Origin of the sequence: Citrobacter sp. Cpo100 (genome assembly GCF_030332595.1) — a bacterium.
Classification (GTDB): Bacteria; Pseudomonadota; Gammaproteobacteria; order Enterobacterales; family Enterobacteriaceae; genus Citrobacter; species Citrobacter portucalensis.
In genome coordinates, this window is sequence record NZ_JAOWHM010000037.1 from 660,810 (window position 1) to 680,838 (window position 20,029).

The 20,029-nt window shown below is 51.1% G+C and carries 19 protein-coding genes and 2 tRNA genes; 9 read left to right on the forward strand and 12 right to left on the reverse strand.

Annotated features, from left to right (window positions below):
* Positions 1 to 15 precede the first annotated feature (15 nt).
* Positions 16 to 1,164 carry a M20 family metallopeptidase gene (locus OGX96_RS18710; protein WP_286583881.1) on the reverse strand — a complete coding sequence of 383 codons (1,149 nt, stop codon included), beginning with the start codon at positions 1,162 to 1,164 and terminating at the stop codon, positions 16 to 18.
* A gap of 114 nt (positions 1,165 to 1,278) precedes the next feature.
* Between OGX96_RS18710 and OGX96_RS18715 the strand changes: the two genes are divergently transcribed.
* Positions 1,279 to 2,193 (forward strand): LysR family transcriptional regulator, encoded by a 915-nt coding sequence (locus OGX96_RS18715; protein ID WP_286583883.1) that lies wholly within the window; start codon positions 1,279 to 1,281, stop codon positions 2,191 to 2,193.
* 411 nt (positions 2,194 to 2,604) lie between these two features.
* Here OGX96_RS18715 and OGX96_RS18720 read toward each other — a convergent pair whose 3' ends face one another.
* From OGX96_RS18720 to OGX96_RS18735, 4 genes are all read right to left on the reverse strand, one after another.
* Positions 2,605 to 3,486: a LysR family transcriptional regulator gene (locus OGX96_RS18720; RefSeq protein ID WP_239606423.1), complete on the reverse strand. Its 882-nt coding sequence runs from the start codon at positions 3,484 to 3,486 to the stop codon at positions 2,605 to 2,607.
* Entirely contained in the window at positions 3,483 to 4,175 is a 693-nt protein-coding gene (locus OGX96_RS18725) for a gamma-glutamylcyclotransferase (protein ID WP_267449876.1), read from the reverse strand. Before OGX96_RS18725 ends, OGX96_RS18720 begins: the two co-directional genes overlap by 4 nt.
* A 26-nt stretch (positions 4,176 to 4,201) precedes the next feature.
* A complete protein-coding gene (locus OGX96_RS18730) occupies positions 4,202 to 5,386 on the reverse strand; it encodes an MFS transporter (RefSeq protein WP_239606421.1) in 1,185 nt (394 codons plus the stop codon).
* A 261-nt stretch (positions 5,387 to 5,647) separates the two neighbouring features.
* Entirely contained in the window at positions 5,648 to 6,283 is a 636-nt protein-coding gene (locus OGX96_RS18735) for a GNAT family N-acetyltransferase (protein WP_255584504.1), read from the reverse strand.
* A 189-nt stretch (positions 6,284 to 6,472) separates the two neighbouring features.
* Between OGX96_RS18735 and OGX96_RS22630 the strand changes: the two genes are divergently transcribed.
* From OGX96_RS22630 to OGX96_RS18765, 7 genes are all read left to right on the forward strand, one after another.
* Positions 6,473 to 6,634: a GNAT family N-acetyltransferase gene (locus tag OGX96_RS22630; protein WP_323848674.1), complete on the forward strand. Its 162-nt coding sequence runs from the start codon at positions 6,473 to 6,475 to the stop codon at positions 6,632 to 6,634.
* A gap of 161 nt (positions 6,635 to 6,795) precedes the next feature.
* A complete protein-coding gene (locus OGX96_RS18740) occupies positions 6,796 to 7,128 on the forward strand; it encodes an EmrE family multidrug efflux SMR transporter (RefSeq protein WP_063941528.1) in 333 nt (110 codons plus the stop codon).
* A gap of 33 nt (positions 7,129 to 7,161) precedes the next feature.
* Entirely contained in the window at positions 7,162 to 7,710 is a 549-nt protein-coding gene (locus tag OGX96_RS18745) for a GNAT family N-acetyltransferase (RefSeq protein WP_103285133.1), read from the forward strand.
* Between the two features lie 168 nt (positions 7,711 to 7,878).
* Entirely contained in the window at positions 7,879 to 8,361 is a 483-nt protein-coding gene (locus OGX96_RS18750; RefSeq protein ID WP_008784641.1) for a glutathione peroxidase, read from the forward strand.
* 199 nt (positions 8,362 to 8,560) lie between these two features.
* A tRNA-Val gene (locus OGX96_RS18755) sits at positions 8,561 to 8,637 on the forward strand.
* Between the two features lie 4 nt (positions 8,638 to 8,641).
* Positions 8,642 to 8,718, forward strand: a tRNA-Val gene (locus tag OGX96_RS18760).
* 186 nt (positions 8,719 to 8,904) lie between these two features.
* A complete protein-coding gene (locus OGX96_RS18765) occupies positions 8,905 to 9,627 on the forward strand; it encodes a substrate-binding domain-containing protein (protein WP_258735662.1) in 723 nt (240 codons plus the stop codon).
* Here OGX96_RS18765 and OGX96_RS18770 read toward each other — a convergent pair.
* The 6 genes from OGX96_RS18770 to puuE all read right to left on the reverse strand — a co-directional run bounded on the left by OGX96_RS18770 (position 9,614) and on the right by puuE (position 17,195).
* On the reverse strand, positions 9,614 to 10,366 hold the full coding sequence (locus OGX96_RS18770; RefSeq protein WP_071446922.1) for an ABC transporter ATP-binding protein: 753 nt from the start codon (positions 10,364 to 10,366) through the stop codon (positions 9,614 to 9,616). The two genes, OGX96_RS18765 and OGX96_RS18770, sit on opposite strands and share 14 nt — an antisense overlap.
* The gene (locus OGX96_RS18775) at positions 10,363 to 11,367 is read right to left on the reverse strand and encodes a FecCD family ABC transporter permease (RefSeq protein WP_267451720.1); all 1,005 of its coding nucleotides are present in this window, start codon (positions 11,365 to 11,367) and stop codon (positions 10,363 to 10,365) included. Before OGX96_RS18775 ends, OGX96_RS18770 begins: the two co-directional genes overlap by 4 nt.
* Positions 11,354 to 12,409, reverse strand: coding sequence for an ABC transporter substrate-binding protein (locus OGX96_RS18780; protein WP_286583892.1), 1,056 nt, complete (start codon positions 12,407 to 12,409; stop codon positions 11,354 to 11,356). The genes OGX96_RS18775 and OGX96_RS18780 overlap by 14 nt, the downstream gene beginning before the upstream one ends.
* A gap of 157 nt (positions 12,410 to 12,566) precedes the next feature.
* The gene (locus tag OGX96_RS18785) at positions 12,567 to 13,577 is read right to left on the reverse strand and encodes an ABC transporter substrate-binding protein (protein WP_150388293.1); all 1,011 of its coding nucleotides are present in this window, start codon (positions 13,575 to 13,577) and stop codon (positions 12,567 to 12,569) included.
* 9 nt (positions 13,578 to 13,586) lie between these two features.
* Positions 13,587 to 15,719 carry a TonB-dependent receptor gene (locus OGX96_RS18790; protein WP_286583894.1) on the reverse strand — a complete coding sequence of 711 codons (2,133 nt, stop codon included), beginning with the start codon at positions 15,717 to 15,719 and terminating at the stop codon, positions 13,587 to 13,589.
* A 213-nt stretch (positions 15,720 to 15,932) separates the two neighbouring features.
* Positions 15,933 to 17,195 carry a 4-aminobutyrate transaminase gene (gene puuE, locus OGX96_RS18795; RefSeq protein ID WP_003832711.1) on the reverse strand — a complete coding sequence of 421 codons (1,263 nt, stop codon included), beginning with the start codon at positions 17,193 to 17,195 and terminating at the stop codon, positions 15,933 to 15,935.
* Between the two features lie 106 nt (positions 17,196 to 17,301).
* On the opposite strand from puuE, the gene pdxR reads away from it, so the two are divergent.
* Positions 17,302 to 18,777, forward strand: a complete 1,476-nt coding sequence (gene pdxR, locus OGX96_RS18800) for a MocR-like pyridoxine biosynthesis transcription factor PdxR (RefSeq protein WP_286583896.1) — start codon at positions 17,302 to 17,304, stop codon at positions 18,775 to 18,777.
* Positions 18,778 to 18,820: 43 nt separating this feature from the next.
* On the opposite strand, the gene OGX96_RS18805 is transcribed toward pdxR, so the two are convergent.
* Positions 18,821 to 20,029 carry a c-type cytochrome gene (locus OGX96_RS18805; protein WP_286583898.1) on the reverse strand — a complete coding sequence of 403 codons (1,209 nt, stop codon included), beginning with the start codon at positions 20,027 to 20,029 and terminating at the stop codon, positions 18,821 to 18,823.

The following is a 20,029-nucleotide window of genomic DNA, read 5'->3' on the forward strand; positions in this document are numbered from 1 at the left end:
GCATGATGTATTTAGCTAAAATTTTTCCCCATCATCAGAATTAATATCGTTAAGCATCATTCCAGCAACCAGTGCGGTTCTGGTAACGATATTTTCGGGTAATATATGCTCATGGAGCGCATGGATACCGGCTCCTGTCGCACCAAGGCCATCTAATGTAGGAATACCTAACGCCGCGGTGAAGTTTCCATCACTACCACCTCCAGCCGATTTCGCGGTAATCGTAATGCCCAGTATTTCCGCAATCTTTTGCGCTTTTTCAAATAGCTGTTCGGAAGCTGAAGAACGTTCCATCGGTGGGCGAGTTTGCCCTCCTTCAATCCTGAGTTGGCTACCCTGCAAATGAGGTGTCAAACGGGTGATAGCATCATGGATCCGTGCAGCTTCTGACTGATTTTCCACTCTGGTATCAATTTCTAATTCGGCATAATCCGCGACGACATTGACCCTACTGCCACCCCGTACAATACCAACGTTAACGGTGGTACCGCGCTCAGGATCATTCAACTCTCGCAATTTGAGGATCTGAAAAGCCATTTCCTCAATAGCACTAACCCCCTCACCAGGATTATTGCCTGCATGCGCAGCAAGACCTGTGATAGCAATGCGGTAGCGGCCAGTGCCTTTACGGGCAATTTTTAAATCACCATGAGTTGTCGCCGGTTCAACAACCAATACTTGCTCAGATCCTGTAGCATTACGGATAATCCATTCCTTCGAACTTGGACTTCCGAGTTCTTCATCACTATTGCACAGGAAAACAATGCGCTTACCGCCGAGCTGCCCGCTCTCTTTTAACGCACGAACTGCCCAGATAGACTGAATCATCCCGGCTTTCATATCGAGGATCCCCGGGCCATACCATTTCCCCTCTTCTTCGCGAAGTGAGAGTACCCCTTTATCCCAGACCGTATCAAAATGCCCCAAAATTGTGGTTTGCGGGCCCTCTTTTCCCAGAATAAATTTTAACTGGTTACCGTAATGTGTCTGTTTTTCAGTTTCAGCCTGTATACCCAGACGCTTTTCGAAAATAGCTTTTAAAACGTCACCACAGTGGTCAACAGCAGCTTTATCCGTTGAAGGAGACTCAGCCAGTACCAAATCGCTGATATCTTCCATGATAAGGTCAGTATGTTTCTGTAAGTAATTAACAACGCTCTTCATTGCCACACTCTCTGTATAGGTATTTAGCATTAGTATGTAATGAATCCCGGTTGAAAAAGAATCAGGTTCCTATGCTATTATTGTTGCCTTCAGGTCAACAATAATGGCAAAAACATGACATTGAGCACCTATCCAGAAAAAGCGATCCGTTATTTATATATGGTCGGATTGTACGGTGGGATCCGCAGAGCCGCCGACATCCTTGGCTTTAACCCCTCGGTTGTCAGTCGCCAAATCTCTCTTCTGGAAAGAACAATACAGCTGCCATTGTTGGAGAAAAGAGGACGTAACGTTGTCCTCACCGAGGCAGGAAGATTACTGGCTGATGACTACGCCATTACTCAACAAAAACGCAATGAACTTGAGCGGCAACTCAGCGATATGCGCCATATGCGTGGAGGGACCGTTACGCTGCGCGTTGGACAAGGGATGGTCCAGGAAATCATTACCCACGTCGTGAGCGATTTTGCCCAAATCTACCCGAATGTGTTTGTCGATATCACTTCTGGCAACATGGAAACATCGATGGAACTCATTGCAAGAGGTGAAGTGGATATGGCCGTAGGATTTGGTCCCGTTGGGCAACCGGCACTTAAACGATATAGCTATAACCGGGGAGCCATTTGTGCCATTGTCAGGAAGGATCATGTTATTTCTGATTTAAAGAAAGTAACGCTTCAGGAACTTTCCCGGCATCGCCTGATTGCTATGCATGACAATTTTGGGCTTCAGCGATATCTCACTGCGATGTTTCGCGATGAAGCGATTATGTTCAGGCCATCCTACTGCTGTAATTTGTTTACCAGCGCAATAGCCCTGTGCCGTGCGGGACTGGGGATTGCTTTTATGACAGAACAAACCGCTAATGCAAATTCTTATCCTGGGGAATTGACGGCAATACCGATTGATCATCATATTGCCAGAGAGTGTCAGTGGCATGTATTGCGTAGCTCCGATCATCGTTTTACACCGGCTGCTCATTACTTATGGAAGTTGCTGTGTAATTATTTAAGTGACTCCAGCGCGTAGAAATGTAAAAACATCACGCAGTTTAACAATCAGGTGTGACTCGCCCGACGCACAGCCTGAGTAAATAGCATTCTGCAAAATTAACAAAATACAATCATTTCAAAACTCAAAAAAAAACATATAAATCATTACGATAAACAATTACTGGGACAGTTAATAGCGGGTTATAGCAGCTATTAATGTGTCCCTTTTTATGTCCCTGCTCCAAAAGATGCCCCAAAAATCACGCTTCAAGTGGGGTAAAACCACTCCAAAACCACACAGGTTATTCAAGTCTCTCATCATCCGTACTTATGGCCTTCAACTATTCAAATTTCACGTGAAAAACAGTACCTCCTCATACGACTGCTCAGTGCCAGGAGCGGATAGACGTAACTTATGATACGCGTCGTCAATCATTCGCCTCAGACATCAACGCGGAAACGCTTTAAGAATGTAATCCCGAACATAGGCGGTTCGGCTGTTATTAGCCGTCCTTTTGTTCCAAACCAGATAAAGATGATTAGTCGGGGCGAGATCTGCAGGTGTAACTGAAATCAGACGCCCGCTTTTCAGGTCATTGTCACAGTGATAATCCGGTAACACCGTCCATCCATGTCCGTCGCAGACCAGGTCGCGGATAATACGTAAATCCGGAATGGTGAATGCAGCCTGCATCTCAGGGGCTTTCTGAAACATGGAGGCCCAGAGCGCTCTAATCAGTGGCAACTCTTCGTCATAAGCAATCAGCGGTAATGAGGCAAGCGTTTCAGCACCAGGTTCTGATCCTATGACCTCTGACATAGCGGGAGCATGAACAAGGAGCATGCGTTCAGTCAGGAGATGTGCATAGCCGTACAGACGGTTATCAGGCATAGATGCGGTAACTGCGAGATCGGCGCTCCCGTCATGCAAAAGGGAATAAATACGTTGTTTATTGCCGGTATGAAAGCGCAGGCGATACCCCTCCTTCATTAATGGAGCCATTACAGCCCCAAGCCGGGAATGAATAAAATCCGGAGGTCCTGCCAGATTAATTGTTCCCCCGCGCACAGGGCCTGACCGGAAAGACGATAGCTTTTCTTCCAGACCGTCAATGAAGGGTGAAACGGAGCGGGCAAGCTCATCCGCAGCTTCGGTCGCCGTCACGCCTCTGGCCTGCCTGATGAACAGACGCTTACCAACCAGAGTCTCAAGAGATTGGATATGTAGTGACGCTGCGGGCTGAGTGATGCCCAGTAGCTCTGCCGCCTTTGAAAAGGAGCCAGAGCGATAGGCCTCAAGAAACGTTCGCAGGTGGCTCAGATGGCTCATAGTGAAGCGCCTCGCTGATGAAGTTTATCGTTACAGGGAGCCTCATGCAGAGCAAGGGCCAGTTCACTCACGTAATCATCCCGTATTCCCAACGCACCCAGAGTGGCCTGCAGTTTCCATACATAATCTGCATTCGTGCCAATGTCTCCGCGGGCAGATGCGATGCTCGACGCTACGGTCGCTGTAAGATTGTCCTGTTCATAATGCGGATGCAATCTGTCTGATACGAAAGCTAGCGCCTGAATTTCCTCACCGTTTCCGAGCGAAATTTCAGCCCAGACAGGACGGTACAGACCGGTAATCATCTCTCGCGTCCAGACCATCTCCAACTCATGTATCAGAGTCGATTCCGGCAGTCTGAACGCCATACCTTCGGTTATTCCACCCTCGTCAAGAGATAACATTCTGCCGGGGATATCAGGGGTGGCTCGTCCGGATATCAGCCGGATACAGAAACTGCGCTGCCATCCTTTCAGACGGGCCCGTTGCATTTCTTCAATCGCCAGCGCGGGATTCCACATCAATGACCCGTAGGCAAATATCCACACAGGAGCGCCTATCGGGCGCTCCTCCAGAGTGGAGTACATTGATGCCCGTATTTTTTCAGCGTCCCAGCGCATGTGTGCCGGGAGCAGCGTTTCATGCGCTCTGACAAATGCGCCATTGAGCATATCTTCACGGGTAAGCATATTACCTCCCTTTCCTGGCACAGGATTTAAGCCTGCTGAAATTTACTGCTGTGACGGCGACTGATTTGTGCAAGCAGCAACAGTAGGCCGAGCAGAGAAACAATCGCACCGCTGATACCGGTATACACAATACCGGCGTGTGTGATGGTAAGACCGCCCAGTACTGAACCCAGCGCGATACCGGAGTTGAAGCCCGCGATATTCAGGCCGGCAGCAACGCCATGCGCATGAGGAGCATGTTGCTCAGCGACACCAATCAGACGGGCCTGCAGTGCCGGCACTGCGGCAAATGTCAGCATACCCAGCAGCGCAACCAGAATACCCATGCTCGCTGGTGAGGAAGCCAGCAGCCACATACCCAGCACGACAATAACAATGCCGCTAATAATGAGTATATTGGCACGATTCACCCCCATGCTGTCGGTAAGTTTTCCACCCAGAATGTTGCCTACCGCAGCGGTAATACCATAAACCAGCATAAACAGACTCACCGTTGCTCCGGTTACGCCTGTCACCTGCATCAGAATAGGTGCGATAAAGGTGTAAGCCGTAAACGAGCCTGCATACGCCAGCACCGTAACCAGCGCGCCGGCCAGTAACTTACGGTTAAACAGCATGCTAATATTCTGCATTGCTGAACCACTATGTTCGCCGGGGACGCTGCGTACGGGGTCTTTCATACCGAACAACAGTCCAAGGAATCCGAGCGCGCCGAAAGCGGCAATAGCGCCGAGAACTGGACGCCATGAGACCACGCCTCCCAGCCATGTACTTAGCGGCACGCCGATTGCCATCGCCAGAGTAAAGCCACCAAATACCACAGCCACCGCTCTACCTGCTTTACCTGGTCCAGCCAGACGAGCAGCGGTACTGGATGCCGCAGCCAGAAACAGGCCGTGTCCCAGACCGGCAATGAACCGCGCCAACAGTAGCTGAGGTAATGTGGCGGCAAACGCGGCCGCCAGACTACCGGCGGTAAATACAACGGCAGTGGTAAGCATCACATTCTTCCGGTTCCAGCTTGCGGTCAGCGCAGACAGTACGGGTGCCGCGAACGTTGCCCCCAGTGCATAGGTCGTAACCGCTGCACCGGTCTGCTCCACACCCACCCCCAACCCCTGAGCCATGACGTCGGTCAGCCCAATGGGGACAAATTCCGCGAGTCCGAGCGCAAAGGCACTGATAGTGAAAACATAAATAACAAATGGCATGACTGCCTCCTGATTTAAGTAAGGAGTGCAGTCTGATTTAGACAAGCAGATAAATAAAATAATGTAAATTTCATGTGGAATAAAATTATTTATACCTAAGGCAAAGATATAATGTCTTCACAGCACACAGAAATTTTCTGTCTTCAGGGGAGGGGCTTCGAAAGCTCAGATGCAAAATTTCTGCGGCCCCGTTAAGAGTCAGTTGGCCGGGTTTAGTCTGCTCTTCGCTCACAGCAGACCTTCTGTCCGCAAAACCTCGAGTTATTTCTCTTTCCTGTAACTGGAAAGGCGGTGCTCAAGGTTGGTCCGAACCTGCGGCCACTCATCATCAATTATGCTGTACCGTATGGAAGTACGTTTTCGACCATCAGGCATAATTCGTTCATTTCTGATGATGCTTTCCTGGATCGCACCAATACGGAGAATGGCAGCCTGCGAGCGCTCATTCAATACATCAGTCGTAAACTGAACGCGAACACACTTCAGTTGCTCAAAGGCGTACTGCAGCAATAACAGTTTACTCTCGGTATTTGCAGCTGTTTTTTGCCAGCTTTGTGAATACCAGGTATGACCAATTTCGAGCTTTCGGTTTTCTCTATCAATCTTCCAGAAACGTGTTGATCCAATGACACGTTGATCGGACGAAAGCGTTACAGCAAACGGCATGACTGTGCCTTCGATCTGCCCCTTGAGGGCTTTCTGAATGTAAGAATCTGCGGTGTCAGCAGACGGAACCACCGTAAATGGCAGGGACCAGAGTTCCCCATCCGCTGCCGCATCAATCAATAGCTGAGCATCTGTCTCAAGCAGAGGACGGAGCGTGACAAGAGATCCTTGCAATGTAGGCGTCATATTTGTGACCTCACAATTATTTTGTGTCGATTGATTGAGCTGCATAATCCTGTACTGAATGAATTACTATGCCCCGTTTGCATTGAATAATCGACTCATCAAGAGGCGATTATCTACTCACTGCTCATGTTGGTAACTTGTCCACTCCGTGCCAGTAATGGACTTCCCTCTTTTGTTAAACAACGATGTTGAAACGAAACCGTTTCATGATAAATCTATAAATGTAATGAGGCGATTAAAAGAGGGCTGAAACAGTTAACCTTGACCTCAACACCAAACGCGCAAACTTTCTACGAAAAGCATGGTTTTATGTTTATCAAGGAAACGATATCCCCATCAAGACTTGCCCAAACAGATCTGCGTTGTATGGATATGTCCATCGCATTATCAGCCTGAGTTTTCTTTTGCTCTTGGCAGGAGAACTCACCAACGGAAATCTAATCGCTATGAGTTCAGTACGGCAGCTTCGAGGTCTTGGGCGGATAACTCCTGTGTTCAAACTCACCCACCCCTTTGTGATACGATATTTGCTTTAAATTGTCATATGGGGTCAGATTTTGAATTCATACATTTTCCTTGCCGGGGCCATCGTAGCTGAAGTCATAGGTACAACCCTGATGAAGTTCTCTGACGGATTCACACGCCTATGGCCATCTGTAGCAACTATTGTGTGCTACTGCACAGCCTTTTATCTTCTCTCCCAAACTCTGTCGACCATTCCAACGGGTATTGCGTACGCAATTTGGTCAGGTGCTGGAATCGTATTAATCAGTCTTTTGGGCTGGTTGGTAAGTGGGCAAAAGCTAGATTTTCCGGCGATCGCAGGTATGCTTCTTATTTGTGCTGGGGTTCTGGTTATTAATATTTTTTCAAAATCCTCCCCACATTGATCCTCTTATCTTGATCGAGTAGGAAAAGTGCATATGAAAATACCAATACTCCATACGGAACGCTTGCTGTTAAAACCATTAGAAGCCAAAGATGCCTCGCAGATTCAGGTGCTTTATCCCCGCTGGGAGATAGTTCGTTATATGGTCTCCTCAGTACCCTGGCCCTATCCTGATAACGGTGCGGAGAATTACGTCAATAACGTTGCCCTGCCTGATATGGATAAAGGGATTGCGTGGATCTGGACTATCAGACTCCGTGAGGCCCCTGACGCTCTCATAGGTTTAATTTGCCTTTATGACGTTGAGGATAATAACCGTGGATTTTGGTTAGCTCCGGAATATCAGGGGCAGGGTTTTATGCGTGAGGCCAGTAATGTCGCTACGGATTACTGGTTTAATACGTTAAATAAGACGGTATTGCGTGCGCCGAAAGCCTCTCTCAATATCCGTTCCAAACGTATTTCAGACAGTAGCGGCATGCGGCTTATCAAGACGGAAAAGAAAGAGTATGTCAGCGGTTTGCTGGATTCTGAACTTTGGGAAATCACGCGCGACGAATGGAACGCTCGTCAGGTTGGTTAATATAAATTATGGAATGTCCATAACCGAACCGCAGAGAATTTCTATTTTTGCCCTGCACCAATGGCAAGTTTATTAATCCTGCAGTTGCGATCATAATAAATAGATACGCAGCGAAGCCTGTCACTCGCGGGCAACATGAGTAATGCTATCTTATTTGAGGATTCTGGCATGGCCCCCTTTCATCAACTGACTGCCACCAGTTTGCATGGCCAGCCCATCTGTATGACTGACTACGCTGGCAAACTGGTTCTGGTGGTTAATACCGCCAGCCATTGTGGTTTCACTCCACAATATGCAGGCCTCGAAGCGCTCTACAAGAAGTACGCCGCGCAGGGTCTGGTGGTGCTTGGTTTTCCCTGCAACCAGTTCGGTAACCAGGAGCCCGGTGGAGCCGACGAAATCGCGCAAACCTGTCACATCAACTACGGTGTGAGCTTCCCGATGTTTGAGAAAGTGGAAGTCAACGGTGCCGCTACGCACCCGGTATTTCGTTACCTGAAAGACGAATTACCCGGCGTGCTGGGTGGGCGGATCAAGTGGAATTTTACTAAGTTCCTGATCGGGCGTGACGGCAAGCCGCTTAAGCGATTTGCCCCCTTCACTACCCCAGAGAAAATAGAAACCACCATCCTTACATTGCTTAAAGTCTGAGCGCCTCTGTAATTCAAACCGTCCCTGGTATGCCCCAGTTCGCTGTCTGAATAAAAAACACGCTGCAAAATCAACAAAATATAATCAACTTGCTTAATTACTCTGCAATCGCGTGAGATCAGGAAGAAAAATGCTATTTCCCTCTTGCCTCATTCGGTCTGTGCCGCTAATATTCGTCCCCGTTGTCACCTACAACGTTGCGTTCATAGCTCAGTTGGTTAGAGCACCACCTTGACATGGTGGGGGTCGTTGGTTCGAGTCCAATTGAACGCACCATTTTGCGTCCGTAGCTCAGTTGGTTAGAGCACCACCTTGACATGGTGGGGGTCGGTGGTTCGAGTCCACTCGGACGCACCAAATCATATCCCTTTGATTTGGTGCTATTTAACTTCAAAACTATTTTTTTATCTTCAGTTTGTATCCGTCAGTTTTATCATTTCCCTTGATGATTCAATAGCACTGCGCTAAATCATTCTAAATTCCATGCTCAACGCGTATCATTCATCTTCTTCGCATAATGTCATTCGCCAGAGATCGGATACCATGCCCTCTTCCATCTTCCTGTTAGCCGCAGGCAGTTTGCGCCCTGCATTTACGCCATTGATAAGCCAGTTCACGCGCATGAGTGGAATAGACGTTAAGGTTGAATATGGTCCGGCCGGTTTATTGCGTGAACGTATTGAAGCGGGAGAACCGTGTGCGCTCTTTGCCTCGGCCAACCGGGAACATCCGCAAAACCTGTTAGCACGTAATATAGCCGTCTCTACGCACACTTTTTGCTGGAACAAACTGAGCCTTGTCAGCAACCGAACCGGCGTCTGGCTGGATTTACTCCGCGACCCAACGCTGCGACCAGGTACATCAACGCCCGGCTGCGACCCTTCCGGAGACTATACCTGGGCATTTTTTGACAATATGGATGTACTGGAAGCAGGACTCGGGCAACAGCTTCGGACGCGGGCAATCCCGCTGGTGGGTGGTCGTGATACGATAAAAATCCCGCAAGGTGAACTGGCGAGCGCCTGGATCCTGCGCCAGGGACTGGCCGATCTGTTTATCGGTTACGCGCATTACGCACACGCGCTGCGCGCGATGCCCGACGTACATTACGTGGCTATTCCCGATGAGCACAATATTCGCTGCGAATACCAACTGGCGGTGCTTGATGCTTCCAATGAAGTCATGGCGCTGGTTGAATTCATACTCACCCGCAGCGGGCAGGAATTTCTTAGCGCCGCAGGATTCTTAACGCTTAACGACGAATAGAAAACAACGGTGCGATAAACGGCGTCTGGTAGTTCTCCACGCTGAGTTTTCTCAGCGTTAAGCCATAGGCCAGGAATAAATTCTCCTCCGTCACAATGCTGTTCGTGGGCCCTGCCCGCCATTTTCCTTCAGGGAGTAGCAGCAAAGTATGGGAAGCAACCTGTAACGCATGAAGCGGATCGTGAGTCGAAAAGAGAATACTGCATCCCTGTTGATGGGCCAGATCGCTGATGAGCTGCAGCACCACCTGCTGATTGGCGAGATCCAGCGCGGAACACGGTTCATCCAGTAACAGCGTTTGACACTCCGTCACCAGAGCCCGGGCAATCATCACCAACTGTTGCTGCCCGCCAGAAAGTGAGCCAAATGAGCTGGAGGCGAGATGCGCGATATTCAACTGCTCTAACGCCTGCATTGCTCTTTTTTGATCCTGCGGACTGGGTTGCGCAAACAGCTTCACGTGCTGTGCTCGCCCCATCAGCACCACGTCGCTGACCGTGTACGGAAACGGCAGATGGCTATGCTGTGCCACAATCCCTATCCCACCGTTATTTTCAATATTCCCGCCTAAAGCAGGCAGCGTGCCGGTTAGCGTATCGAGCAGTGTACTTTTACCCAGGCCGTTGCGTCCCAGCACGGCCCAGATCTCACCTTTCTGGCAACAGAACGTTAGCGGCTCAAATAGCGGCGTACGATACCCATAAGTAAGCTGATTTACACGCAGTGCGGCAGGTATCATGATTTCTCCCGACGACTGGTACGAATGAGTAAGAAAGCAAACAACGGCGCGCCGAACAATGCGGTAATAATCCCCAACGGTATCTCCGTGTGCATCAGGGTGCGAGCAATATCGTCCACCACAATCATAAATCCGCCCCCCAACCAGAAGGCGCACGGTAGTAAACGACGATGATCAACCCCCACCAGCAAACGCGCCAGATGCGGAATCACTAATCCAACCCAGGCAATACTGCCGCTGACCGCCACCTGAGCCGCGACCAAAAATGCGCAGCACACCAAAACGCTGCGTCGCAGAGGAACCACAGCCACCCCCAGTGCTCTGGCATCTTTGTCATTGAGCGACAACAGGTTTATCCGCCAGCGTAGCTGGTACAAAACCGTCGCGGCGATACCGACCGGGACCGCCAACAGCAGCACTTTATGCCAGTTGGCCGTCGCGAAGCTGCCCAGTAGCCAGAACACAATATTAGGTAACGTCTCTTCGGTATCAGCCTGATACTGGATCAGGCTCACCAGCGCGGCAAAAAAACCGCTCAAAATGATACCCGACAGGATCAATACCAGCGTATTCTCCAGCCCCTGTAACGCAGCAATGGCATACACCAGGATCAACGCTGTCAGACCAAAGAAAAACGTTGATCCCATCATCAGCCAGGGCGAAAGACCGAGCAGGATGGCCAGTGTTCCACCAAAGGCCGCCCCCGACGTCACGCCGATAATATGCGGGTCGACCAGAGGGTTATGAAATACCCCTTGCAGCGTCGCGCCGCATAACCCAAGCGCGCCCCCCGCCAGCAGTGCCATCAGAATACGCGGTAGCCTGACCGTCCAGATAACCTGGCTGCCTATTCCCTCAGCGTCGCTATAGTGCGTCAGGTGGTAAAACACTTCGCTTAACGACAGCGGATACTGTCCGAGGCATAGCGAACTGACGCCCAGCAACAGGACCACAACGATTAAGAGCGGTTGCTGGGGCAAAATACGGTTACTTAGCTGCATCAGGCTGCCAGTTCACACGATAAAAACGTTGATAGTAGTCCTGGGCCTGCGCATCAACGTCTACGTTTTTATAGGCATCCGGATACAGTTTTTTGGCCATCCAAAGTTCACCGATCGCCAACGCTTCCGGCATCGGATAGCCCCAGGCTTTGGCATATTCAGGCATCAACCAGACGCGATGATTTTTCACCGCATCAATCCCCTGCCAGTTCGGATCGTTTTGGATCTCAGTTACCACCTGCGGATAGCGATCCTGGACAAAAATCACCTGCGGGTTCCACGCTAATACCTGCTCCAGCGCAACCTGACGGGCACCTTTCACACTGGCAGCCGCCACATTTAATCCCCCCGCGTGCTGCATCATCAGTCCCGTGTATTTCCCGGAGCCGTAAGTCATCAGATCGGGGTTAGCCATATAAATACGGACTTTTTGCGCATCCGGGATTTTTGCAACCGGCGCATTGAATTTTGACCGCGCGGCAAAAACGTAGTCGATTAACGTTTCGGCCTGCGGTTTGCGCCCAACCACGTCCGCAATCAGGCGAATACCCTGCTTCAACCCTTCGTTGTAGACCTGCTCTTCATCGGCCATGGTCGGGTTCATTTTATTCTGTTGCCCGGTGGCATCCTTGCGTAATGAGATAGCCACGACCGGAATACCGGCGTTCTGAATCTGCTGGATCATCTCCGCGGGCGCATAGTTGGCGACAAAAACCACCTGCGGATGAATCGCCAACATGCTTTCGATGTTCACGCTGGTGAGATCGCCTGGCGTCGGCAATGTAGTAATCGTCGGCATAAAGCGCGCAAATTCAGGCCCGAGCTGCTTTTTCCAGCTCGACATCACACCAACAATGTCCTGCTGGGCATTGAGCTGGACCAGAATATTCAACGTCTGGTGTTGCAGCACGACCACTTTGTCCACGTGGTCAGGAATCGTGACCTGTCGACCAAGCTGATCGGTGATCGTTCGGTCGGCCTGAGCAGAAAACGCAAACAACATGCTGGCGCAAACCAGCACAAAAGAGCGGAAAGTTAACATGGGATACCATCTGAATAGAGGAGTAAAAACGATATGCATTAAATTATATAACGAGAGACCTGGCAAACCATTTTCATCATGAGCGCACCAAACCCCACATTTCAGAGGGGTAAAAATGGCGTGCAATCCTAATCACGCCTGTCTTTATACGTGAGCGCTACTCCTGTGGGGGTAACGCGTTTAAAACTCGCATCGCCTGCTCCTGAGTGAGCGAATAATCGAAGAACTGGCGATAAAAATCTCGCGTTACGCTGACCATATCCAGGCCGCTAAACAATGCCGGATGCAGTTTCGATGCAGCCCACTGTAGCTGCAACGCGCTTTCAGTGCCGTAGCGATCCCAGGGGAACACGCCCGCCGGATTGCGCCAGACGTTACCCTGTTTCACTGCGTTAAGTTCTTTGAACAATGCTGCGTATGGCGAACTGGCGATATCACCACACCCCGCACCGAGAATAATGACCTGCGGTTGCCAGTAGAGCACCCTCTCGGGCGACACCTCTTTCATGTTGCCGTCAACTTCACCTGCCGCATTCCGTCCACCCGCCAGCGTAATCCAGGTATCGATCAACGTGTTCCTGCCGTCGACTTTAAGCGGATTTAGCGATTGAATATGAAGTACCCGAGGGCGCTGATTTTCCGCCAGCTCCGCAGTTTTAACCTGCACATCCGCGAGTACACGGTTGAGATACTGATTGTAAGCCGTTGCACGGACGCGAGCCTGCTCGGTACCCAGAACCTCTGCGGTCGTAGTGACCGATTTTTCCATCGAAGCATAGTCAGTAAATGCCATTTCAAGGGCCGGAATACCCGCCTGACTGTAGCTTTGAGCATCCCCTTTTCCTTTTGCCACAAACACCACGTCGACGTGCCGGGCCAACAAATCCTCACTATTAAATGATGTTCCTCGTATCTGTAAGGCTTGTCTCAGAGAAGGATTGATTTTGAACATCCATGGCTGGTTTTCCTCATGGTTGACCGTCGCAACAATGTTACGACCAGCCCCCAGCGTCATCAGCACCGAATGATGGGCAAACCACCCATCCGCGATACGTTCAACATGCGCGGGAACGGTAACTGTGTGACCAGCATCATCCACAACCTGGCGTGTTGCCAGGGCAGGAAACGCCAGCCACACACAAAGCAGCCATGTGTGGCACGTTTTCATAAGCAACCCCTAAAAATCAACCTGAACAGAAAACTGAGCCTGGCGCGGTGCGCCAAGTTGAGCGCTGGCAGCCCCTGCGCCCGTGTAACCAGTCAATGCGCCCGGAACAATATTGGTCCAATAGTGACGGTCGGTGAGATTGGTGATATCAAACCGGAAAGTGGTTGGTGTGTTCCACAGTCTGGTGGCATAACGCGTACCGATGTCCACCGTGGTGTAACTCCCGACCCAGCTGTCGTTGGCATTATCGGTAGCCCGACGTCCGACGTAATGCACGTTCGTGTCGACATCCAGTCCCGGAACCCGTTCGATGGTGTAGATTGCGAGGATATTCGAGGCGATGCGCGGCAAACCAACAACTTGCTTACCATCCGCATTGCTGGCCGCGGTATTATGAAGCGTTGGATCAAGCCAGGCTCCGCCGCCTAACACGCGCAAATTACGGGTGATATGCCCATCAGCCATCAGTTCCAGCCCACGGTTTTTCTGCGTACCATCCTGAGCAAAATCGCCATTGTCGTTGGTATAGGCAAAGGGGCGTTTGGCTTCAAAAAGCGCAGCGGTAAGCAGCAGATCTTTTACTGGCGCATATTTTGCGCCCACCTCCAGTTGATGGCTACGGTAGGGATCTAACACCTGCCCGGCATTGCGCGCCCCGGCGGGCGCGGTATCGCCCTGCTGCAAACTGTCCGCCCAGGTGGTATACAGCGTGACGTTCTCCACCGGTTTATACATCAGGCTGGTAGAACCGCTCATGCCATTGTCCTGCTGATGGCTGCTTTCATGTCCAGCTTTGTTGTAGTTACTGACGGTAAACAGGTTCTCACTGCCGGAAAGCAGCAAACTCCACTGCGGGGAAAAATGCAGCGTATCGCTGAGCAAAAATGCATGTTGAGTGGTGGTCGCTGAATGATAGCGATCGTTAAAATCTGGATACGGTGGTCGTGGATAGTCGGGATGTTGATCGAGGGAAGAATGCCCCAGAGTGAAAGTGCCGCCGTTTCTTGGATTATAGTTTTTCCACACAAATCCACGCATTCCGGTAGCAATATCCTGCGTCAGCCAGCCGGTATCAATGCTACCGGTCAGGTTCGCTAAATAACTGTTGATGGTAAACCGACTGGCCGCCGAATTAGAGGTTGTAGTGGTGTAATCGCCCCGGTTATCCGTCAGGGTGTTGGTCACGGCCGTCGACTCGCGGTCTGCAACCTGGTGCAGCGCCCCCAGGTCCAGCATCCAGTTGCCGTCAAAATCATGCTTAATATGCATATCGACGGTAGTCGTTTCGTCATCATGACCCGCATAAGATTGACCATATTTACTGTCCGTAGGATCAAATGCCGCGGGAAAGTGAACGCCTTTCGCCAGGGCAAAGCTACCCGGCATGCCTTTTTCGTAATAATGGTAATAGCTGAAATTACTCTCCAGCACCGTTTGATCTGTCAGTTGAAAGTCCAGCCCCAAGCCAGCGTACTGTCGACGGACATGGCTATCGGTGGTGTAGCTATGGCCCTCATCGTTCAGCAAGTTGAGGCGATATTTCACCCGGTCTCCCGCATCGATTGGGCCGCTGAAATCCATCGATGCCAACGTTCCCGACCCTGTACCTTGCCCTACTGTGACGCGATGCAACGGTGTATCGACAGGTCGTTTAGACACCAAATTAAACATCCCTGCTGGATTAGCAGGGCCATACAGCGATCCAGCGATGCCGCTCAACACCTCAATGTTCTGGAACTGTTCGGTCGAATATTCCGTCGTGGAGACGGCGTTCAGGCCATCAATCATATGGTTTTGTACCACGCTCCCCTGCATGCCGCGGGTTTGTGGGCGGACGCCGTCACCCTGAACGGACGGTAGGTAGCGATAGGCGTCTTTCACATCTTTGATTTGTTGCTGATCCAGCACTTTTTTCGACAACGTCTGCACCGACCAGGGAACGTCTATCAACTCTCGCTCGCCGAGGCTACCTAACGTGACTTTTTTTTCGCTCGCCGGAGGTTCATGTTCCGATAACGAGGATTGTGACGTGGCTGGCGCCGAAACGATGACGGTATCTTCAGCATGAGCCGTGACGGCGGTGGAAAAACAGGCAAAGGTTAACAACCCAGAGGCCACTGGGGTAAATTTGTTATTTAACATTCGTTAATTCAATTCGTTAGATAGAAAGACTGGAGGCCGCTAACGCAAGCGCCTTCTCTTGAAGAGTACAGTTATTATATTTGTATGATGAATAGAATAGATCCAATCGATATATATGTAAATATATAACGGCATGTGGTTGGTAAATCCACGGCAACAATAAAGCCGACGGTGATGACGACCGTCGGCTTTGGGTAAATGACAACTAACGAATTACTTGGTTGCTGCTTTGATAATATCGAGCGCTTTGGCGAACTGATCCTGCGGAATTGTCAGCGGGTAAAGGAAACGAATAACGTTGCCATACTGACCGCAGGTCAGCAGCAGTAATCCTTGCTCAAGGGCTTTCTTCTGCACGCGTTGTGCGGCAGCAGCGTTGGGTTCTCCTGTCGCTGCATCACAGAATTCAGCAGCAATCATAGAGCCTAAACCTCGCACTTCGGCCAGTTCAGGACACCCTGCTTGCGCGTCTGTCAGAGCGGCGCGCAGCTGTTCGCCGAGAGCCGCCGCACGCTGGCATAGCTGCTCATCACGAATGATATCCAGCACCGCATGGGCCGCTGCAATCGACAGCGGGTTTCCGGCGTAGGTTCCCCCCAGACCACCCGGCGCAGGCGCATCCATAATTTCGGCTTTGCCCACGACGCCTGACAGCGGCATGCCGCCCGCAAGGCTTTTCGCCATGGTCATCAGGTCCGCTTTATCGGCGTAATGATCCATCGCAAACAGCTGACCCGTACGGGCAAACCCGCTTTGTACTTCATCAGCGATCATCACGATGCCATGCTCGTCGCAAATACGGCGGATGGCAGCCACAAATTCTGGCGGTGCCACCACGAAGCCCCCTTCGCCCTGGACGGGTTCGAAGATAATCGCCGCAACCTGGGTTGGATCGATATCGGCTTTAAACAGACGCTCAATAGCTTTTAGGGAATCCGCCGTGGAAATGCCCTGCAATTCAGAAGGATACGGCGCATGGTAAACAGAGCCTGGGAACGGGCCGAAACCTTTTTTATAGGGTGCCACCTTGCCGGTTAACGCCATCGTCATGTAAGTACGCCCATGAAAACCACCGCCAAATGCGATAACGCCAGGACGGCCGGTATGCGCGCGCGCAATTTTCACCGCGTTTTCTACCGCTTCAGCCCCGGTAGTGAAGAATGTGGTTTTACGCTTGCCGTCGATTGGCGCAACGGCGTTGATTTTCTCAGCCAAAGACACATAGCTTTCGTACGGGACAATCTGATAAGCCGTATGGGTAAAAGCCTGAAGTTGCGCTTCGACTGCCTGCACCAGGCGAGGATGGCGGTGTCCGGTGTTCAGCACGGCAATCCCGGCGGCAAAATCGATGTACTGATTGCCTTCGATATCGGTAATTGTGCTGTTTTCTGCCGACTGGGCATAAAAATCACACATCACACCCACGCCACGCGGGGTGGCATCCAGACGACGTTGTTGCAGGTTTTTATTGTTCATTCTCTACACCTTGTCCATTAATACATTTCGGTTGAATTACCCTTTAAATTTAGACGCCGTCTGGTACTTTAATCGAGAGCCAAATCGTTTTATTTTAAGGATCCAAATGCGTTCACTTGCCGGAGATGTGATCAAGCATGCATTTAATCAGCAGACTGACGAAAAACTACATCGCCGCCTGTATGCCGCCATTTGTAGTTGCATCCTCGAAGGTAGCCTGAAACCGGCTACCCGAATGCCTCCGTCGCGTGACCTGGCAGGAGAACTGACGCTATCGCGCAATACCGTCCTGCGGGTGTATGAACAGTTGCAAGCTGAAGGGTATATTTCCGCGCGCACCAGCAGCGGCACATTTGTGACCGACAGCGTGCTGGACAATCTCGACCTGCACCCTGACAAAGAGCCTGTTGCTGCCGCTCTGGAAGATCACACCCGCTTATCCGACCGCTGCCTTGAGCTGCTGGGTCATGCCAGCGCCAGTCCCCGTCAGTGGGGGGCATTTATTCCAGGCGTACCTGATGTAGAGCATTTCCCGCACCGGGTGCTCAAGAAAATTCAGGACAGGCTGGCAAGACGACTGCGCCCGGAGTATCTCACTTACGATGCCACAGGCGGCGTGAATGAGCTAAAAGAAGCACTGGCAGACTATCTGCGCACCGCTCGCGGCGTACGGTGCTCACCGGAGCAAATTCTGATTACTGAAGGTATTCACCAGGCCCTGGATCTGGTGACCCGGACTTTATGCAACCCCGGCGATCACGCCTGGATTGAGGAACCGGGCTACTGGGGAATCAAAAATATTCTGCGCATCAATGCCGTTAATTTTTCGGCTATCCCGGTTGATGAACAAGGCATGGTCCCGCCGGATGCAGGTGAAACACCGCCAAAACTTATTTTTGTGACACCGTCACATCAATACCCACTCGGTTCGGTAATGAGTCTGAGCCGCCGCCGGCAACTTCTCTTTCGCGCACGTGAAACGCGAAGTTGGATAGTGGAAGATGATTACGACAGTGAGTTCCGCTTTTCCGGCCAGCCGATTCCCTCTTTGCAGGGGCTGGAAGAAGAGACACCGGTCATTTACATCGGGACATTCAGTAAGACACTCTATCCCGCACTGCGACTCGGGTATGTCGTGCTACCTAAATCGTTAGCCGCTCCGCTGAAAAAGGTTCATAACGACCTCTATCGTGGTGGGCATCTGTTGATTCAGGCCGCACTGGCGGAGTTTATTCGCGAGGGTTATTACGCGGCACACATTCGGAAAATGCGTCAGCTATACAGTCGTCGTCGCCAGATGCTGGTAGAGCTTATCAGCCGCCAACTTGGTGAACATTTTCTTGGTTCTTTCAGCAGCAACGCCGGGCTGCATATGATCTTACAGTTACCCTCCGGGAGCGATGATGCGGTCATTGCCCAACAGGCGAATGCGCAAGGGTTGTTGGTGCGCCCACTGTCACGCTACTACGTGAATGAAGAGAAACGCAGCGGCCTGTTGCTGGGATTTGCCAGTATCGAAGAAAATGAAATGACGTCGGCGTTTACCCGACTCGCGGATATTATCAGGGTAAACACCGTGTAAGCACTGCCGGATAACGGTGCAAGCACCTTCTCCGGCATACTGTTTAATGTGACGCTTTTTTAACGCCAGCCAGGTCTTCCTGGCTTACTTCGCCATTCCCTTCACCCCAGCTTTTACGCACGTAGTTGATCACGTCGCGCATTTCGTTGTCGCTTAACAAGCCACCGTAGGCAGGCATCTTAAAGGAGACGCTGCCACGCGTTGTCGGTGTTTCTGCGCCGTGGGCAATCACTCTGAACAGCGGTGTCGGGTCATCAACCATCACCAGTGGATTGTTAACTAAAGAAGGCGCGTTATCATCCGTACCTTTCCCTTCCAGACCGTGACAAGTTGAACAGTAGCGGTTATAGGTCACTTTGCCCGCCTCAGGTGAATTCGACCAGGATGCTGTAGTCGCCGCAGCACGTACCGTTTCAGGCTTCGCACTTTTCAGGCTCAACAGATATTGGGCGATCGCCGTGGCATCTTCGTCGGTCAGATACTGTGTACTCTGCGTGACGACTTCAGCCATCGAACCTGAAACCGCGGCATGCTTGCTTTTACCGGTCAGCAACAGCGATTTTAACTCCTGCTCAGACATACCGGTGCCGCGCAGCGACGGTGCATACCAGCCGTCAATCATCGCGCCGCTCAGGTATTCGGCATCAGCATTAGTATACGCTTTTTCGTTCATCGCCATGCCTCTCGGGGTATGGCATGAACCGCAGTGTCCGGGGCCTTCCACCAGATAAGCACCCCGTTTTACCAGGGCAGCATTATCATCCGTTTTCGCGCCCTCTACAGCCGTCACTGGCGCGTCGGTAAACAGCCAGTTCCAGATATGCAGCGGCCAGCGGGCGGAGAGTAGCCACGGAATGGCATTCTCTTTATTGGGCTGTGCTGACGGCGTGACGTCATCCATAAAATAGCTATACAGCGCCTTAACATCCTCGTCAGAAAGTTTCGCATAGGAGGGATAAGGCATAGCCGGATAGAGCGGATGACCATCTTTGGCGATCCCCTGCCGTACGGCCTTTTCAAAATCCTCGTAAGAATAATTTCCAATACCCTGCGTTTTGTCCGGGGTAATGTTGGTCGAATAAATATCCCCCACCGGAGTAGGAAACTTTTTGCCCCCCGCCATCGCCGCACCACCTTCTGCTGTGTGACAGGCGACGCAGTCTGAAATTCGCGCGATGTATTCACCGTTAGATTCAGCAGCGGAAACCGAAGCGGTAAATAAACAGGCGGCGAGAATGGTTACATTACGCAT

Excerpts from the sequence above, each read along its gene's own strand:
- OGX96_RS18710 (WP_286583881.1), bottom strand. The coding sequence starts at position 1,164 with ATGAAGAGCGTTGTTAATTACTTACAGAAACATACTGACCTTATCATG.
- OGX96_RS18715 (WP_286583883.1), top strand. The coding sequence starts at position 1,279 with ATGACATTGAGCACCTATCCAGAAAAAGCGATCCGTTATTTATATATG.
- OGX96_RS18720 (WP_239606423.1), bottom strand. The coding sequence starts at position 3,486 with ATGAGCCATCTGAGCCACCTGCGAACGTTTCTTGAGGCCTATCGCTCT.
- OGX96_RS18725 (WP_267449876.1), bottom strand. The coding sequence starts at position 4,175 with ATGCTTACCCGTGAAGATATGCTCAATGGCGCATTTGTCAGAGCGCAT.
- OGX96_RS18730 (WP_239606421.1), bottom strand. The coding sequence starts at position 5,386 with ATGCCATTTGTTATTTATGTTTTCACTATCAGTGCCTTTGCGCTCGGA.
- OGX96_RS18735 (WP_255584504.1), bottom strand. The coding sequence starts at position 6,283 with ATGCAGCTCAATCAATCGACACAAAATAATTGTGAGGTCACAAATATG.
- OGX96_RS18745 (WP_103285133.1), top strand. The coding sequence starts at position 7,162 with ATGAAAATACCAATACTCCATACGGAACGCTTGCTGTTAAAACCATTA.
- OGX96_RS18750 (WP_008784641.1), top strand. The coding sequence starts at position 7,879 with ATGGCCCCCTTTCATCAACTGACTGCCACCAGTTTGCATGGCCAGCCC.
- OGX96_RS18765 (WP_258735662.1), top strand. The coding sequence starts at position 8,905 with ATGCCCTCTTCCATCTTCCTGTTAGCCGCAGGCAGTTTGCGCCCTGCA.
- OGX96_RS18770 (WP_071446922.1), bottom strand. The coding sequence starts at position 10,366 with ATGATACCTGCCGCACTGCGTGTAAATCAGCTTACTTATGGGTATCGT.
- OGX96_RS18775 (WP_267451720.1), bottom strand. The coding sequence starts at position 11,367 with ATGCAGCTAAGTAACCGTATTTTGCCCCAGCAACCGCTCTTAATCGTT.
- OGX96_RS18780 (WP_286583892.1), bottom strand. The coding sequence starts at position 12,409 with ATGTTAACTTTCCGCTCTTTTGTGCTGGTTTGCGCCAGCATGTTGTTT.
- OGX96_RS18785 (WP_150388293.1), bottom strand. The coding sequence starts at position 13,577 with ATGAAAACGTGCCACACATGGCTGCTTTGTGTGTGGCTGGCGTTTCCT.
- OGX96_RS18790 (WP_286583894.1), bottom strand. The coding sequence starts at position 15,719 with ATGTTAAATAACAAATTTACCCCAGTGGCCTCTGGGTTGTTAACCTTT.
- puuE (WP_003832711.1), bottom strand. The coding sequence starts at position 17,195 with ATGAACAATAAAAACCTGCAACAACGTCGTCTGGATGCCACCCCGCGT.
- pdxR (WP_286583896.1), top strand. The coding sequence starts at position 17,302 with ATGCGTTCACTTGCCGGAGATGTGATCAAGCATGCATTTAATCAGCAG.
- OGX96_RS18805 (WP_286583898.1), bottom strand. The coding sequence starts at position 20,029 with ATGCGTAATGTAACCATTCTCGCCGCCTGTTTATTTACCGCTTCGGTT.